The following is a 15,457-nucleotide window of genomic DNA, read 5'->3' on the forward strand; positions in this document are numbered from 1 at the left end:
ACAAAGCACACAAGGAAATCACTTCATGCCCGCGCTGAACCTCGACACCGACCAGGACCGGATCGCCGAGCGCGTCAACGACCCCGACACTCTGTTCGTTGCATGCCTGTGCGCGGAGTGGTGCGGAACGTGTCGCGACTACCGGGACGCCTTCAACCAGCTGGCCGAGCGGCACCCGGAAGTCTGCTTCGCATGGATCGACATCGAAACTCATGCGGATCGGTTCGACGATCTGGACGTCGAGAATTTCCCGACCGTCCTGATCGAAGACTCGGTGACGACACGGTTTTTCGGTACGGTTTTGCCACAGGTGTCGATCGTCGAGCGGATGCTGTCGGATCTGACCGCACTGCCCGGCGTGACCGGTGCGCCGAAGCTGCGGCCTGCGCTGGCGGTCGCCTGAAGGCGGCTTCGCGCGCCGCATGGCCAAACGGAAAGCCTCGCGAAGCGCGGCTTGCGGCACGGGCCGTCGCCGACCATTTCTGGGACAGCATCGCCGCTGGCATCGCTGTCCGCACGCGGCGTTTGCCGCAGTTGATCAACCGCCGGACGCGCAATTATGATGGCGCGCTTTTATCGTACTTGACCCGTTGGGTTCGCGCCTTGTGCTATAAAGCGGTCGTTATTGGGTCGAAAGAGGTCTCAAGCGAGCGTCGCGCGCCATGTTGGCGCTCAAGGCCACCAACCCGGATCTACCAACCTCACATCGAGTCATGTCCAAAGCACTGATCATCGCCGAAAAGCCTTCTGTCGCGAACGACATCGCGCGCGCTTTGGGCGGCTTTACCAAGCATGACGAGTACTACGAAAGCGACGACTACGTTCTATCGTCGGCAGTGGGCCATCTGCTGGAAATCGCCGCACCCGACGAATACGAAGTCAAGCGCGGCAAGTGGAGCTTTGCCAACCTACCCGTCATTCCTCCGCATTTCGATCTGAATCCGATCGCGAAGAGCGAGTCGCGCCTGAAGGTGCTGACCAAGCTGATGAAGCGCAAGGATATCGACCGTCTGATCAACGCATGCGACGCGGGGCGCGAGGGCGAGCTGATTTTCCGCCTGATCGCGCAGCACGCGAAAGCCAAACAGCCGGTGCAACGGCTGTGGCTGCAGTCGATGACGGCCGGCTCGATCCGCGAGGGTTTTGCACGCCTGCGCAGCGACGAAGAGATGCAGCCGCTCGCCGACGCGGCGCGCTGCCGCTCGGAAGCGGACTGGCTCGTCGGCATCAACGGCACGCGCGCGATGACCGCGTTCAACAGCAAGGGCGGCGGCTTCTTTCTGACCACGGTCGGTCGCGTGCAGACGCCGACGCTGTCGATCGTCGTCGAACGCGAAGAGAAGATTCGACGTTTCGTGCCGCGCGACTATTGGGAAGTGAAGGCGGAGTTCGTCTGCGCGGCCGGCTTTTATGAAGGCCGCTGGTTCGACCCGAAATTCAAGCGCGACGAGTTCGATCCGGAAAAGCGCGATTCGCGCCTCTGGTCGCTGCCCGCGGCCGAGACGATCGTCGCGGCCTGCCGTGGCCAGATGGGCGTGGTGACCGAGGAGTCGAAACCATCGACCCAGCTGTCGCCTGCCCTCTTCGACCTGACCAGCCTGCAGCGTGAAGCCAACGGCCGCTTCGGCTTTTCGGCGAAGAATACGCTGGGCCTCGCTCAGGCGCTGTACGAAAAGCACAAGGTGCTGACCTATCCGCGAACCGACGCGCGCGCGCTGCCGGAAGACTATCTGGACACGGTCAAGCAGACGCTCGGCATGCTCAAGGAGAGCAACAACTACCTGCCGTTCGCGAAACAGGTGCTCGACAAGGGCTGGGTGAAGCCGAACAAGCGCATCTTCGACAATTCGAAGATCAGCGACCACTTCGCCATCATCCCGACGCTGCAGGCGCCGAAGAATCTGTCCGAGCCGGAACAGAAGCTCTACGACCTCGTCGTCAAACGCTTCCTCGCAGTGTTCTTCCCGGCCGCCGAATACCGTGTGACGACGCGCATCACCGAGGTGGTCGGCCATTACTTCAAGACCGAAGGCAAGGTGCTCGTCGAGCCGGGCTGGCTGCAGATCTACGGCCGCGAAACCAGCGGCGAAGATGCGAACCTCGTGCCGGTGCAGAAGGACGAAAAGGTCAAGACCGACAAGATCGCCGCACAGCAACTGGTCACGAAACCGCCCGCACGCTACAACGAAGCGACGCTGCTGTCGGCGATGGAAGGCGCGGGCAAGCTGGTCGAAGACGACGAATTGCGCGAAGCGATGGCGGCCAAGGGGCTAGGCACGCCGGCGACGCGCGCGGCAATCATCGAAGGTCTGCTGACCGAAAAGTACCTGATCCGCGAAGGCCGCGATCTGATTCCGGCCGCCAAGGCCTTCCAGCTGATGACGCTGCTGCGCGGCCTCGGCGTGAAGGAGCTGACCGCGCCCGAACTGACCGGCGAATGGGAATACAAGCTGTCGCAGATGGAGCGTGGCAACCTGCCGCGCGACGCGTTCATGCAGGAAATCGCGCGCATGACGCAAACCATCGTCAAACGCGCGAAGGAATACGATTCGGATACGATCCCTGGCGATTACGCGACGTTGCAGACACCTTGCCCGAATTGCGGTGGCCAGGTGAAGGAAAATTACCGGCGCTTCGCGTGCTCGAAATGCGAATTCTCGATCTCGAAGATCCCGGGTGGCCGTCAGTTCGAGATCGCCGAAGTCGAAGAACTGCTGCAGAACAAGACGATCGGACCGCTGTCTGGCTTCCGCAGCAAGATGGGTCGGCCGTTCTCGGCGATCCTGAAACTGTCGCTCGACGACGAGATCAAGAATTACAAGCTCGAGTTCGACTTCGGCCAGGACGCTGCCGGCGAAGACGGCGAACCGCCTGACTTCTCCGATCAGCAGCCGGTCGGCGCGTGTCCGAAGTGTCAGGGCCGCGTGTTCGAGCACGGCATGAGCTACGTCTGCGAAAACTCGGTGGCGAGTCCGAAGTCGTGCGACTTCCGCTCCGGCAAGGTGATCCTGCAGCAGGAAATCGCCCGGGAGCAGATGGCCAAGCTGCTCGAGGAAGGGCGCACCGATCTGCTGACGAACTTCAAGTCGTCGCGTACCGGCCGAAACTTCAAGGCGTTCCTCGTCAAGCAGAACGACGGCAAGATCGGCTTTGAATTCGAGAAGAAGGAGCCGGCGGCGGGGAAGACCGCGGCAGCGAAGACTTCAGGTGCTCGTTCGGCGGCGAAGGCGATGCCGGAAGCGGACGAAGGCGATACCGCGGTGGCAGTGAAGGCCGAGCCGGCGGAAAAGAAGGTGGCGGCGAAGAAGGCGCCCGCCGCCAAGACCGCGGCGGCCAAGAAGGCAACGGCGAAAAAGACCGCGGCGCGAAAAATCGGCTAATAAGGCGGGATTCGGATCGGCGGCTCGCGGGGGTAGAAGGAGTGGCTACATTCCACCACCGCGATCGGCGATCCGTGCATAGCCCGCGGTTTGCTCCGCATCCGCATCTGCCCATAGAAAAAGGCGCAGTCACTTCAGGTGACTGCGCCTTTTTATTGTCCGCCCGCATCGCTGCGGGCTTAGACATTCAGCGATTTACAGCGGCGACAACGCCGTCGGGCGGCTGCTGCGGTTGGACGACTTCGTCATCGGCTTCGGCACGGCAGGCGACAGCTCGCTATCGAGCAGCCGCGACAGCGGCTCCGCGCCATCGAACGCTTCCGGGGCGCGGGACTCGGCAGTCTCGAACGCGGCCGACGTCGCCGGGCGCTCCAAACCGTCCTTGATCCACTGTTCGCCGAGCACGCTGTTCGGCGTCTGGCTGAAGTGCTCGACCAGATGATCGATGAACGTGCGCACCTTGGCCGGCAGGTGACGGCGGCTCGGGTATGCAATGTTGATCTCGACCTGCGGCAAACGGTAATCGCCGAGCAAACGCACGAGCCGGCCACGCGTCATGTCGCGACCGATCAGATAGCTCGGCAGAATCGCGATGCCCATGCCCAGCAGCGCAAACTGCCGCAGCATCTCAGTGTTGTTGGCGACGATCACGTTCGACGGCCGCACGCGCACTTCGCCTTCCGGCCCCGTGAACACGCGTTCATCGCCCCAGTATTCGGACGGCAAGCTCAGGCACGGGTGTTCGAGCAGATGCTCGGGACGCGTCGGCGTGCCATGCTTTTCCAGATAAGCCGGCGTCGCGCAGACGGTCATACAGCCGGTGGTCAAACGCCGCGTGACGATGCTCGCGCTGCGCATTTGCCGCGCGATCACGACGCCGACGTCGAAACCTTCCTCGACCAGATCGACCTGACGATCGACCAGCGTGACGTCGGGAATGACTTTCGGATAGCGCTCCGCATACGTTTGTAGCACGGGCGCGAGGTTATGCAGCCCGAACACGACGGGCGCGACGATGCGCAGGGTGCCGACGGGTTCGTGATTGCGAGCGACCACCATCTGTTCGACGTCTTCCAGTTCGTCGAGAATTTGACGGGCGCGCTCGAGATAGACCTGACCGGATTCGGTCAGCGACAAGCTGCGTGTCGTGCGATTGAGCAGCCGCGTACCAAGACGGCCTTCGAGGTCGGCAACATGACGGGTGGCAACCGCATTGGAAATATCCATCGCGCTCGCAGCGCGGGCAAAACTGCCGAGATCCGCCACCTTGACGAAAACTCGCATCGACTGCAAATGATCCATAAGACAACTCCCTGCCTTGTTACTGCTTCCTGACAATAGGTGAAAACCAGTGAAGCGAACTTGGAATTCTCCTACGACTCGCAATATCGTGCAGAAGTTGCCCGCAAAACAGGAAATATTGTCGATTTTGGTACGACTGTGTCGATAAAACCGGGTCTGACCAGCGATTGTTCCCAAATCGAAAACAATCTGCTGCGCTGCAGCTTGCACTGTCTTTTTTGTTCGAACAGATGCAACGGTCGCCCCGCTGTTCCAGAATCGAAAGGATGGGCACAACCCGGCCCCAAAGAAAAAGCCGCCCAAGGGCGGCTTTTCAGGCTGAGTGAGCATTCACATAGTCAAGCTGTGAGCTTTTCCTCTAGCGCCCGCTTAGCTTCGGATAGCGCCGGCGGCAGACCGTGTTGCAGTGTGTCAAACAGCTCCGTGTGCAACACGAGCTCGTCGCGCCATGCAGCGGCGTCGACGGAAATCACCTGCTCGAACTGCTCGCGGGTGAAGTTCAGACCGCTCCAGTCGATGTCCCCATAGTGCGGCGAAATGCCGAACGCATGCTCTTCGCCCTGCGCGGTGCCTTCGATGCGACCGACCATCCAGCTCAGCACGCGCATGTTCTCGCCAAAGCCGGGCCACACGAACTTGCCGTCCGGACCCTTGCGGAACCAGTTGACGCAGAAGATTTTCGGCAGTTTCGCGCTCAGCTGCTGCAAACGCTCGCCGGTCTTCAGCCAATGGCTGAAATAGTCGCTCATGTTGTAGCCGCAGAACGGCAGCATCGCGAACGGATCCCGGCGCACCACGCCCTGCTGGCCAGCGGCCGCGGCGGTGGTTTCGGAGCCCATCGTCGCTGCCATGTAGACGCCCTCGACCCAGTTGCGCGCTTCGGTCACGAGCGGCACGGTGGTCGAGCGACGGCCGCCGAAGATGAACGCGTCGATGGCGACGCCCGCCGGATTCTCCCAGTCCGCATCGATCGACGGGCACTGCGAAGCCGGCGCCGTGAAGCGCGCGTTCGGATGCGCCGCCTTGCGGCCGGTTTCCTTTGCGTCGGCCGGCGTCCAGTCCTTACCCTGCCAGTCGATCAGGTGCGCCGGCGGCTCGTCGGTCATGCCTTCCCACCACACGTCGCCGTCGTCGGTCAGCGCGACGTTCGTGAAGATCACGTTTTCCTTCAAGGTGGCAAGCGCGTTGTAGTTGGTCTTTTCGCTCGTGCCCGGCGCAACGCCGAAGTAGCCGGCTTCCGGATTGATCGCGTACAGGCGGCCGTCCTTGCCCGGCTTGATCCACGCGATATCGTCGCCGATCGTCGAGATTTTCCAGCCGTTCAGGCCGGCCGGCGGAATCAGCATCGCAAAGTTGGTCTTGCCGCACGCCGACGGGAACGCCGCAGCCACGTGATGCTTGCGCCCTTCCGGCGAGGTGACGCCGAGGATCAGCATGTGTTCGGCGAGCCAGCCCTCGTCTCGGCCCATCGTCGATGCGATGCGCAGCGCGAAGCACTTCTTGCCGAGCAGCGCGTTGCCGCCATAGCCCGAGCCAAAGCTCCAGATTTCGCGCGATTCGGGGAAATGCACGATGTACTTGGTCTTGTTGCAAGGCCACGACACGTCCTGCTCGGCCGCCGCGAGCGGTGCGCCGACCGAATGCACGCACGGCACGAATGGGCCGTCCTCGCCGAGCACGTCGTACACCTTGCGGCCCATGCGCGTCATGATGCGCATGTTGGTCACGACGTACGGGCTGTCGCTCAACTCGACGCCGATGTGCGCGATTGGCGAGCCGAGCGGGCCCATCGAGAACGGCACCACGTACATCGTGCGGCCGCGCATCGCGCCGTCGAACAGGCCGTCGAGCGTCGCGCGCATTTCGGGCGGAGCGATCCAGTTGTTGGTCGGGCCGGCGTCCTCGGCGCGCTGCGAGCAGATGAAGGTGCGATCTTCCACGCGCGCGACGTCGGACGGATCGGACCAGGCGAGATAGGAATTGGGACGCTTGGCGGGGTTGAGTTTCTTCAGGGTTCCTGCTTCGACCATCTGCGCGCACAGGCGGTCATATTCTTCCTGCGAGCCGTCGCACCAGACCACTTGTGCGGGCTTGGTCAGCGCTGCGACGCGCTGAACCCAGTCGATCAGCTTTCGGTGTTTGACCCATGTGGGCGCCTCGATAGTGGGCGGCCCTTCGAACGAGGGAAGATTCATCGACTTGTCTCCGTTTGAAGCAAAGAAAAACGGTACAAGCCCTGGGACGCTGCATGCGAGAGGCATTGAATTCATCACGCCGACGTGCCAATTTCCGACTGCCGGCGCATGATTGCGCAGATCGTCCTGGGCCACACAGCTTGCCAGGCGGAGGCCCGCGTCTACAAGGCTTCTGCAACCTTGTGTAAAGCGGCTTGCCTCAACACGCAACAAACTGCTAAAAACGTTCTCAATTCGCCTTCACGTAGCGCTGCCGTTCTTTTTTGGTGCGGCAACTTCTACGGTAGGGCATCTAGCCAGACTAGCGTGTGACCTAAGTCACATGCTGGGACAGTCAGCATAACATTCGGTTCGCACCACCCGGGTGCGCCGCAAATTACATACCATGAAGATTGCCATCCTCGACGATTACCAGGACGCCGTTCGCAAGCTCGACTGCTTTCAATTGCTGGCCGACCAGGAAGTCAAAGTATTCAACAATACCGTGCGCGGTCTCGGACAACTTGCGAGCCGTCTTGCGGAAGTCGACGCCCTCGTCCTGATCCGCGAACGTACCCGCATCACGTCGCAACTGCTCGACAAGCTGCCTCGTTTGCGCATGATCAGTCAGACCGGCAAGGTGGCGAGCCACATCGATCTGGCGGCCTGTACCGAGCGCGGCATTGCCGTGCTCGAAGGCACCGGTTCGCCGGTCGCGCCGGCCGAACTGACGTGGGCACTCATCATGGCCGCCCAACGTCGTATTCCGCAATACGTGGCAAACCTTAAGCAGGGCGCCTGGCAGCAGTCGGGGCTGAAGACGTCGGCGCTGCCGCCGAACTTCGGTTTGGGGCAAGTGCTGCGCGGCCAGACGCTGGGGATTTGGGGCTACGGCAAGATCGGCCGGCTGCTCGCCGGCTACGGCAAGGCGTTCGGCATGAACGTGCTGATCTGGGGCCGCGAGCATTCGCGCGAAGCCGCTCGCGCCGATGGCTACGGCGTCGCGGCGAGTCGTGAGGAACTGTTCGAGACCAGCGATGTGTTGTCGCTGCATCTGCGTCTGCACGACGACACGCGTGGCATCGTCAAGCAGGACGATCTGATGCGCATGAAGCCGACCGCGCTGCTCGTGAACACGAGCCGCGCCGAGTTGCTCGAAGAGAACGCGCTGGTCAACGCGCTATCGCACAACCGTCCGGGGATGGTCGCGATCGACGTCTACGAAAGCGAGCCGATCCTGCAGGGCTACAGCCTGCTGCGCATGGAAAATGTGATCTGCACGCCGCACATCGGCTACGTGGAGCGCGAGAGCTACGAGCTGTATTTTTCGGCGGCGTTCAAGAACATCCTCGCTTTCGATGCCGGCGATACCGCCAGTGTCGCGAATCCGGAGGCACTGCAGGGCGGGCGTCGGCGGTGATGGGTGGGCGAGGTGGCCCGCGGGTCAGGTGTGTCCAGCCCCGCCCTGCCGCATTCGCTCACCGCGCTTCGTGCGCTCCCGCCTCCATCAATGCGGGGATGCGTTCAAGAAAGACCTCGCCGTCGGCACGGCCAAGGTTATAGGCGTGCACCATTTGCGATGGACTCGTGTAATCCCAACTCGAAATCGGCACCTTGCGCGACGGCTGCACGTAAAGCCGTTGCTGCACGCCGTGCGGCACGACGAACATCTGCGGCCGCGGATAAAGACGCGTGACCATCACGAGCACGTTGCCGGGCGTGTCGGCATCTAGTGCGCCAACCGGCACATTATCGACCATGCCGCCGTCCAGCACCGGCCGGCCGTTGCGCCGCAGAACCGGCGTGAACGGCGGTGTACTCGACGATTGCAGGATCAGGTCTGCCAACTCGTCGACGCTCGCGCAATCCTGCGCGCGCACGAATTCAGGATGAAAGCCGAGCGTCCGACCAAGCGTCGGATGCAGCGTCTTGCGCAGGTATTTTTCGATGTTGTACGCGACCAGCCCCGCCGCGACCGCGCTTCGCGCGCCGAGCCAGCGCGGCAGATGCGACACGCCGATGCGGATTTCCGGCGCCTGTGCGAGCCTCGAAAACTTGTCGCCATAGATATCGAGCAGCGCCTGCCGGTAGATCCGGTAATGCGGGAACACCGACTCGCCGCGCAGCAGGTTGCCCCAGTAGGCGTTGCGCGTGTTGTGGCGCAGCGCGTCCTCGTAATAACGCATGACCCAGTCGGAATCACCGCGCGTGTAAATCATGCAGGCGGTTGCGGCGCCGGCCGAAATGCCGGTGATCACGCGCGGACGGATGTCGAGCCGCGGCTGCACGACGTCCCAGAAACCCGCCTGCCACCAGCAGCGGTTGCCGCCGCCGGCGAAAACGACCTGATCGAACATGCTGCTTTTCCTTGCCTTGCTTTGCTCTTGCTACGGTGGATTGTGTGGCCGGCTCGGGTCCGTCGGGCGTTCACTCCAGCAACGCGTAGGTCGTGGTGGCATGAACGGCCATGTTGCCGCCTTCGTCGAACAGTTCGACTTCGCCGAACACGAGATTGCGGCCCATGCGCAGCACGCGCGCCTTGATCAGCACATCGCCCTTGCGGACCGCGCGCATGAAGTTGATGTTCAGCGACACTGTGCTCATCGGCTTGAAGCCGCCGAGCGCGGCGGTGATGGCGACGACCATCGCCGTATCCGCGGCCGCCATGAACACCTGGCCACTGATCATGCCGCCCGAGTGACGCCACTCGCCAGAGAACGGCAGACGCAGCGTGGCGCTTTCCTCGTCGACCTTGATCGGCGTCAGCGTGAGCGCCCGAACCCATGGTGCGAGGACTCGGTCGAGCAACTGGGTAATCTCTTTGTCATCCATGGGAATCCCGATCGAAAGCCGCGATGCTGCATGCGGCGTAGTGTCCGCGACATGATACCGACCGCGTTGGACGCGACGATGTTTTCTGGACGGCGGCTTGTCGAGGGAACGCTCAAGTTCGGGCGACGCGATTTTTTTTAATAAAACTGCGAATAGGGCTTGGCAATCTCGAAAAGATCCTGCATAATTTCGCTTCTGTTGGGGCGTTAGCTCAGTTGGTAGAGCAGCGGACTCTTAATCCGTAGGTCGAGTGTTCGAGTCACTCACGCCCCACCACCAGATCCAAGCATAAAGCCCGGTCACTGCGACCGGGCTTTTTGCGTTCTGGGACTTGCACTCACGGCAGTTCTTCTGGCTTCGGTCGGCACAAGCAGCTTGCTGACCGACTGTGCGGCGACCCATGTCGCGATCAGCAAGCACGACCTCGATGTCCAGACCAAGATGTCGGACACGATCTTCCTCGACCCGGTCGCCGATTCGAAGAAGACGGTTTTCGTGCAGATCCGCAATACCTCGGACAAGCCTCACTTCGATATTGCGGCTGACGTAAAAGCGGCCGTCTCGGGCAAGGGATATCGCATTGTCGGCGACCCCGACCACGCGCAATACATTCTTCAGGCGAACATCCTGCAGGTCGGCAAGGTGGCTCCGTCGGCAGCCCAGGAAGCATTTGGCGGATATGGCGCCCTCTTGGCGGTGCCTTTCTTGGCGCGGCCACGGCGGCATCGCTGGGTAGCACGCGTGCGGCGCCGATCGCTGGCGCGGCGCTCGCTGGCGGTCTGATTGAACTGGTCGATCAGACTCGCATCTTGAGCGTCGCCAACAAGGTAAATCTCGATTTTGCCGAAGCCGCGCCGCCGCTGCGTAGTGGGCTGATGCGCGTGATCGCTGGCCCGTTCTAAGCCGTCGACCGCTAGCGTCAGTTAGCACGACGCGGAAATTTAAAAAGGGTTGCACGCGAAAGCGACGCAACCCTTTTTCATTTCCGACGGAGAGCCATCACGAGCGACCGGTCACCCAACTCCCTTCTGCGCGACCATATTCCGGCCACCGGCCTTTGCCCGATACAACGCCTCATCGGCAGCCCGAACGACGGCTCCGACATCCGTCGCCCGATCCGGCCGAGACGCGGTCGCGCCGATGCTGACCGTGACCCGACCGAACCCGCAGCCCTCGTGCGCGATGCCCAGCTCGCCGATCGCCGCGCGGATTTTCTCGCCGACCACCCCGGCGCCGGTCACGTCGGTATCCGGCAGCACCACGACGAACTCCTCGCCGCCGTATCTGCCGACGCAATCGCCCGGCCGCTGGATCACCCCGCGGATGCAGCGCGCGACCGCGGTCAGCGCGACGTCGCCGGCCTGGTGACCATACGTATCGTTGTAGGCTTTGAAATGATCGATATCGACAAATAGCAGCGACAACACGCTGCCGGTGCGGCGCGCGCGCAGCCATTCGCGGTCGAGCGTTTCGCACAGTGCGCGGCGATTGGGCAAGCCGGTGAGGCCGTCCGTGCCGGCAAGCCGTTCGAGTTCGTGCTCCACCTGCTGTCGTCGCCGCAACTCGGCGCCAAGCCACGCCGCCAGCACGATCACGCCGATCCCCAGGATTAGCATCAGCGAACCGATCGTCAGCGCGCGCTTCCACCAGCCCGCGTAGATATCGGCAGTCGAATCGGCGACCAGCACGATCAACGGCAATTGTGGAATCCGTCTGAACGAGTAGAGGCGCTCGACGCCATCGAGCGGCGAAGTCGCGATAAAGCTGCGCTCGTCTTTCGCGAGCAGCCGCTCGAAGAACTCCGTCTTGCTGATATCGGTGCCGGTTACGTTTCGATCGTCGGGCCGTCGCACGATGATCGTGCCGTCCGTTCTGACGATCGACACCGAGCCGTGCTGCCCTATCCTCAGATCCGCGAACAGGCTGGCGAAATACTCCTGGTCGATACCGAGCGCGACGATTCCCGCAAACGATCCATCCGGCCGCGACAGTCGCCGGCTCAGCGCGATGCTGCGCGAACCGGGTCTGAGTCTCGAGTTATACGGCGCGCTGACATAGAGCCCGAAATTCGGAACTTCGCGTTGAATCCTGAAGTACTGGCGGTCAGAGAGGTTTCCCCTGCGCGGCACGTCGTTTTCCGAATCGATCACGACGTTGCCCACTGCGTCGAGCACGACCATCGCGCCGACGTATTGCCCGGTCGCCGCGCGATCGAACAGGATCTCGCGCCACAACCGCGGCGAATCGAGCACACCCGGACGGCCGAGGCCCTCGGCGACGGCCTGCAGCGACAGCGAGTACAACTCGAAATTGCGCGCGATGTCGCGCTGGGTGATCGTCGCGACATCGCGCGTTGAATCCAGTGCACGCGCGATCGCATCTTCGCGGCTCTGATACAGCGTGTAGCCGCACAGCGCGAGCATTGCCAGCACCACGCCGCATCCGGCGTAGATAACGCCATCGCGCGGCACCCGCCATCCGCGCGCCCGTGCGATCAGCAGGCGAAACCGGCCCTTTCTTCGATAGATCATGTGCTCTGCGTTTCCAACGGCGGGAGTCAGTTTGTCGAAGTGCTCACTACGCTTCCGGTTTGTTGGGACAGAACACTCAGCAGATAGCGAATCCTCCCGCTATCTTCGTCGGACAGGTCGTTCAGGTGCCAGCATTCGAGATCCCGCAGGTTGTCGAGTAGTCGCTTGAACGAGCGCTGCGTCGCATCGACGATCGGCCAAACGTGCAGCAGATACGCGAGCGGAATCACGCACCTGCGCTCGCACCAACCGTCGAATAACGCGAGACACAGCTCGTTCAATTCGTCCGCAATTTTCTGCCTGCTCACATGGGGACCCACATGCACTCCTTCATCCATTCGACTGGCCGCTTCCAGCAGAAACGGAACAGCCTATTGATACTGATGCAAAGCATTCAGCGCGCGCTCGATGCATTTAACTTCGTGCGCGTAAGTCGTTAAGCCCTGTATCGCTGATTTTTCGAGGTCTCGGCCTGTTTATCGAGCCGAATACTTGCGCGCTGCATAGGGACATATCATAGCTATCGATCGGTACAATTTGCCTGATAATTCAGAAATTAATTTTTTGGGTAACGTTTGCGCGTAATTAGCTCTAAATTCAAACGCGTGTTTGTTATCGAATCACCGCGTCGTCGGATTATGTTTTGGTTTCAGTTGGGTAATTTCCTTCAATACATGCCCTCGCCGTCTCGTTACCGTTGAGCGTCGCAATTCATTCGCACACTCACGTTTCGAGGCATCCGATGACCGCATTACTTTCGATGGCCGCGTTCGCGCTCGCCAGTTCCATTTCTCCCGGCCCGGTCAACGTCGTCGCGCTGAGCGCCGGCGCGCAGCACGGGCTCGCCGCGAGTCTGCGGCACGTCACTGGCGCGACGGTCGGTTTCACGTTGCTGCTTCTGTTGATCGGCCTTGGCTTGCACGAATTGCTCGCGCGCTTTCCCAATCTGATCGAGATCGTCAAATGGGCGGGCGTTGGCTTTCTGCTCTATATGGCCTACAAGCTCACCCTCGATAACGGCCAGCTCGGCGCGGGCAAGCCGGCGCGCAGGCCGTCGTTCGCGCACGGCGCCGCGATGCAATGGCTCAATCCGAAGGCGTGGCTCGCATCGCTGGCCGGCATGGGCGCATATGCGGCAGGCGGCGACGGCGGACTCGTCTGGCAATTCGCGGCGCTGTACTTCGTGCTCTGCTATCTGTCGATCGCGAGCTGGGCCTATGCCGGCACGTTTTTGCGCAGGCATCTGCGTGAGGCGAAGCGAGTCCGGGTGTTCAATCGCATGATGGCGGCGCTGCTCGCTCTCAGTGCGATGTATCTGCTCGTGGAGTGACCTGAGTCGCGCCTGCTTGCCGATGCGGCTTCACCACGCCGCGTCATGCTCAGCTGCGATATTGCCCCGGCGTTGCCGCGACCAGCCGCTTGAAGGTGCGCTGCAAGTGCGCCTGATCGGCGAAGCCTGCATCGAGCGCGACATCGGCGATCAGCGCGCCGCGCCGCAGTTGCGCACGACTGTACTGGATGCGTCGGTTGATCAGATACGCGTGCGGCGTCATGCCGTAGCGCAGCTTGAATGAGCGTATCAGATGTGAAGCGGACAGCCCGGCGGCTGCGCATACGTCGTCGAGTTTCAGCGCGCGCGTGCAGTTTTCGGCGATGTACTCCGCGGCACGCGCGAGCTGGCCGCTCGCGGCACGCTCGGGCAGGCTCGCCGGATTGAGCGTTTGCTGCACGTTCGAGAAGAAAGTGATGGCCGCGCTTTCCTTGCGCAGCGTGTCGATCTCGCCATCGTTGCTGGCGAGAATCGCGCAAAGCCGGTTCAGGCCATCGAACAACGCGGCGTCGAGCGTCATGATCTGCGAGAACGCGCGGAACGCATGGTTCTCGTTGAAGCCCAGCTCGTGCTGAAGTTTCGTGAACCAGGCAACGTCGACGTGCAGCATCCGGTACGACCAGCGCTCGCCGACAACCGGGTTGCACGCGTGTACATCGTCGGGGTTCATCATCACGACGGCGCCCGCGCCGATCCATTCTCGCGCGTGGCGGTTCAGATACACGCTACGGCCGCCCGTCACCGCGCCGATTGAAAACGTTTCGTGCGAATGCTTGGCGTAGCAGACCTTGCGGCCATCGTCGATCGAGCGCGCTTCGATGAACGGTAGCGCCTCGCTACGCCAGAAGCGCGGCGCGTCCGCGCCTTTTGCGCGTGCGGTGTTTGCAGCGCTCGCCTCTTCGATCGTCTCGCTCATGCGCGCTCTCCGGTTGATCCGCCGACTTCGCCGTTGTCTGCGACTTCGCGAAGCCTCCGTATCGTAGCCGTCAAACGCCCGACCAACAAGCGAACGCGCGACGCCGCCCGCAAACGGCGCCGCCGGCCGAACGCGACGCGATTACTTGGCGCTGACGTCGATATTGCCGAGATATTTCGCGGCGAGCGTCTTTACCGTGCCATCGGCTTGCACTTTCGCAATCGCAGCGTTCAACTGGTCGCGCAGCGCGGTATCGCCCTTGCGAATGCCGTATGCGATGCCGCTGCCGAGAATCTTGTCGTCACGCACCGGTTGACCGACGAACGCATAGCCCTTGCCTTCGGGCTTCGACAGAAAGCCCGTTTGTCCGGCCGGCGCGAGCACCAGCGTGCCGTCGAGACGGCCCGCGGTCAGATCGGTATAGACCTGGTTCTGGTCCTGATACGGCAGCACGGTCACGCCGACCGGTTCCCAATGCACCTTCGCGAAGGTCTCCTGAATCGAGCCTTGCAACACGCCGATGCGCTTGCCCTTCAGCGACTCAGGCGTCGGCTGCAGACCGCTGTCGCTGCGCGCGATCAGCTGCGACGGCACGCGATAGACGACGGTCGTGAAATCGATCGCCTGACGGCGCTGTTCGGTCGCGTTCATCGCCGAATTGATCGCGTCGAACTTGCGGCCCTGCAGTGCCGGAATCAGGCCGTCGAACGACGTTTCGACCCACTTGCACGTCATATGCGCGGCCGCGCAGACCGCGTTGCCCACGTCGATATCGAGCCCTTGCAGTTCGCCGTTCGGTCCTTTCGATTCGAACGGCGGATACTGCGCTTCGAGGCCGAAACGCAGCGTCGCGGTATCGGCTGCGCTGGCGGCCGACCATGTGGCGAGCGACGCGCCGGCACAGGCCAGCGCCAACAAGCACTTAAGAATCTTCATAACGTCTCCCTTCTTTCTTCGAATACCTTGATCACTTCGATACGTGGAGTGTGCTC

13 protein-coding genes and 1 tRNA gene are annotated in these 15,457 nt (G+C 62.1%); 6 read left to right on the forward strand and 8 right to left on the reverse strand.

All coding sequences use genetic code 11. The annotated features are described in order from the left end of the window. Nucleotides 1-25 precede the first annotated feature (25 nt). A complete protein-coding gene (locus AB3X94_RS07010; protein ID WP_176109841.1) occupies nt 26-403 on the forward strand; it encodes a thioredoxin family protein in 378 nt (125 codons plus the stop codon). A 310-nt stretch (nt 404-713) separates the two neighbouring features. After that, the gene (locus tag AB3X94_RS07015) at nt 714-3,380 is read left to right on the forward strand and encodes a DNA topoisomerase III (RefSeq protein ID WP_368611127.1); all 2,667 of its coding nucleotides are present in this window, start codon (nt 714-716) and stop codon (nt 3,378-3,380) included. 195 nt (nt 3,381-3,575) lie between these two features. Here AB3X94_RS07015 and AB3X94_RS07020 read toward each other — a convergent pair whose 3' ends face one another. Next, nucleotides 3,576-4,682: a LysR family transcriptional regulator gene (locus AB3X94_RS07020; RefSeq protein ID WP_368588315.1), complete on the reverse strand. Its 1,107-nt coding sequence runs from the start codon at nt 4,680-4,682 to the stop codon at nt 3,576-3,578. 338 nt (nt 4,683-5,020) lie between these two features. Further along, nucleotides 5,021-6,877: a phosphoenolpyruvate carboxykinase (GTP) gene (locus AB3X94_RS07025; RefSeq protein WP_368611128.1), complete on the reverse strand. Its 1,857-nt coding sequence runs from the start codon at nt 6,875-6,877 to the stop codon at nt 5,021-5,023. A gap of 385 nt (nt 6,878-7,262) precedes the next feature. Between AB3X94_RS07025 and AB3X94_RS07030 the strand changes: the two genes are divergently transcribed. Beyond that, entirely contained in the window at nt 7,263-8,276 is a 1,014-nt protein-coding gene (locus AB3X94_RS07030) for a D-2-hydroxyacid dehydrogenase family protein (protein WP_176109845.1), read from the forward strand. Nucleotides 8,277-8,334: 58 nt separating this feature from the next. Here AB3X94_RS07030 and AB3X94_RS07035 read toward each other — a convergent pair whose 3' ends face one another. Together AB3X94_RS07035 and AB3X94_RS07040 are read right to left on the reverse strand one after the other, a co-directional pair. Then, nucleotides 8,335-9,213 carry a patatin-like phospholipase family protein gene (locus AB3X94_RS07035; protein WP_368587352.1) on the reverse strand — a complete coding sequence of 293 codons (879 nt, stop codon included), beginning with the start codon at nt 9,211-9,213 and terminating at the stop codon, nt 8,335-8,337. Nucleotides 9,214-9,283: 70 nt separating this feature from the next. Further along, the gene (locus AB3X94_RS07040; RefSeq protein WP_176109847.1) at nt 9,284-9,688 is read right to left on the reverse strand and encodes a PaaI family thioesterase; all 405 of its coding nucleotides are present in this window, start codon (nt 9,686-9,688) and stop codon (nt 9,284-9,286) included. Nucleotides 9,689-9,888: 200 nt separating this feature from the next. Here AB3X94_RS07040 and AB3X94_RS07045 point away from each other — a divergent pair. Both AB3X94_RS07045 and traT read left to right on the forward strand, forming a co-directional pair. Continuing rightward, nucleotides 9,889-9,964: transfer RNA gene (locus AB3X94_RS07045), tRNA-Lys, on the forward strand. Nucleotides 9,965-10,063: 99 nt separating this feature from the next. Beyond that, on the forward strand, nt 10,064-10,471 hold the full coding sequence (gene traT, locus AB3X94_RS07050) for a complement resistance protein TraT (protein ID WP_368611129.1): 408 nt from the start codon (nt 10,064-10,066) through the stop codon (nt 10,469-10,471). Between the two features lie 230 nt (nt 10,472-10,701). Here traT and AB3X94_RS07055 read toward each other — a convergent pair whose 3' ends face one another. Both AB3X94_RS07055 and AB3X94_RS07060 read right to left on the reverse strand, forming a co-directional pair. Then, nucleotides 10,702-12,219, reverse strand: coding sequence for a diguanylate cyclase (locus AB3X94_RS07055; RefSeq protein ID WP_368611130.1), 1,518 nt, complete (start codon nt 12,217-12,219; stop codon nt 10,702-10,704). Nucleotides 12,220-12,245: 26 nt separating this feature from the next. Next, nucleotides 12,246-12,539, reverse strand: a complete 294-nt coding sequence (locus AB3X94_RS07060; RefSeq protein WP_368611131.1) for a hypothetical protein — start codon at nt 12,537-12,539, stop codon at nt 12,246-12,248. A 422-nt stretch (nt 12,540-12,961) separates the two neighbouring features. On the opposite strand from AB3X94_RS07060, the gene AB3X94_RS07065 reads away from it, so the two are divergent. After that, nucleotides 12,962-13,549 (forward strand): LysE family translocator, encoded by a 588-nt coding sequence (locus tag AB3X94_RS07065; RefSeq protein ID WP_368611132.1) that lies wholly within the window; start codon nt 12,962-12,964, stop codon nt 13,547-13,549. A 49-nt stretch (nt 13,550-13,598) separates the two neighbouring features. On the opposite strand, the gene AB3X94_RS07070 is transcribed toward AB3X94_RS07065, so the two are convergent. Both AB3X94_RS07070 and AB3X94_RS07075 read right to left on the reverse strand, forming a co-directional pair. Further along, a complete protein-coding gene (locus AB3X94_RS07070; RefSeq protein WP_368611133.1) occupies nt 13,599-14,465 on the reverse strand; it encodes an AraC family transcriptional regulator in 867 nt (288 codons plus the stop codon). A 141-nt stretch (nt 14,466-14,606) separates the two neighbouring features. Continuing rightward, entirely contained in the window at nt 14,607-15,401 is a 795-nt protein-coding gene (locus tag AB3X94_RS07075; protein WP_368611134.1) for an ABC transporter substrate-binding protein, read from the reverse strand. Nucleotides 15,402-15,457: the final 56 nt, after the last annotated feature.

This window comes from Paraburkholderia sp. BR10923 (assembly GCF_040948765.1).
GTDB lineage: Bacteria > Pseudomonadota > Gammaproteobacteria > Burkholderiales > Burkholderiaceae > Paraburkholderia > Paraburkholderia youngii.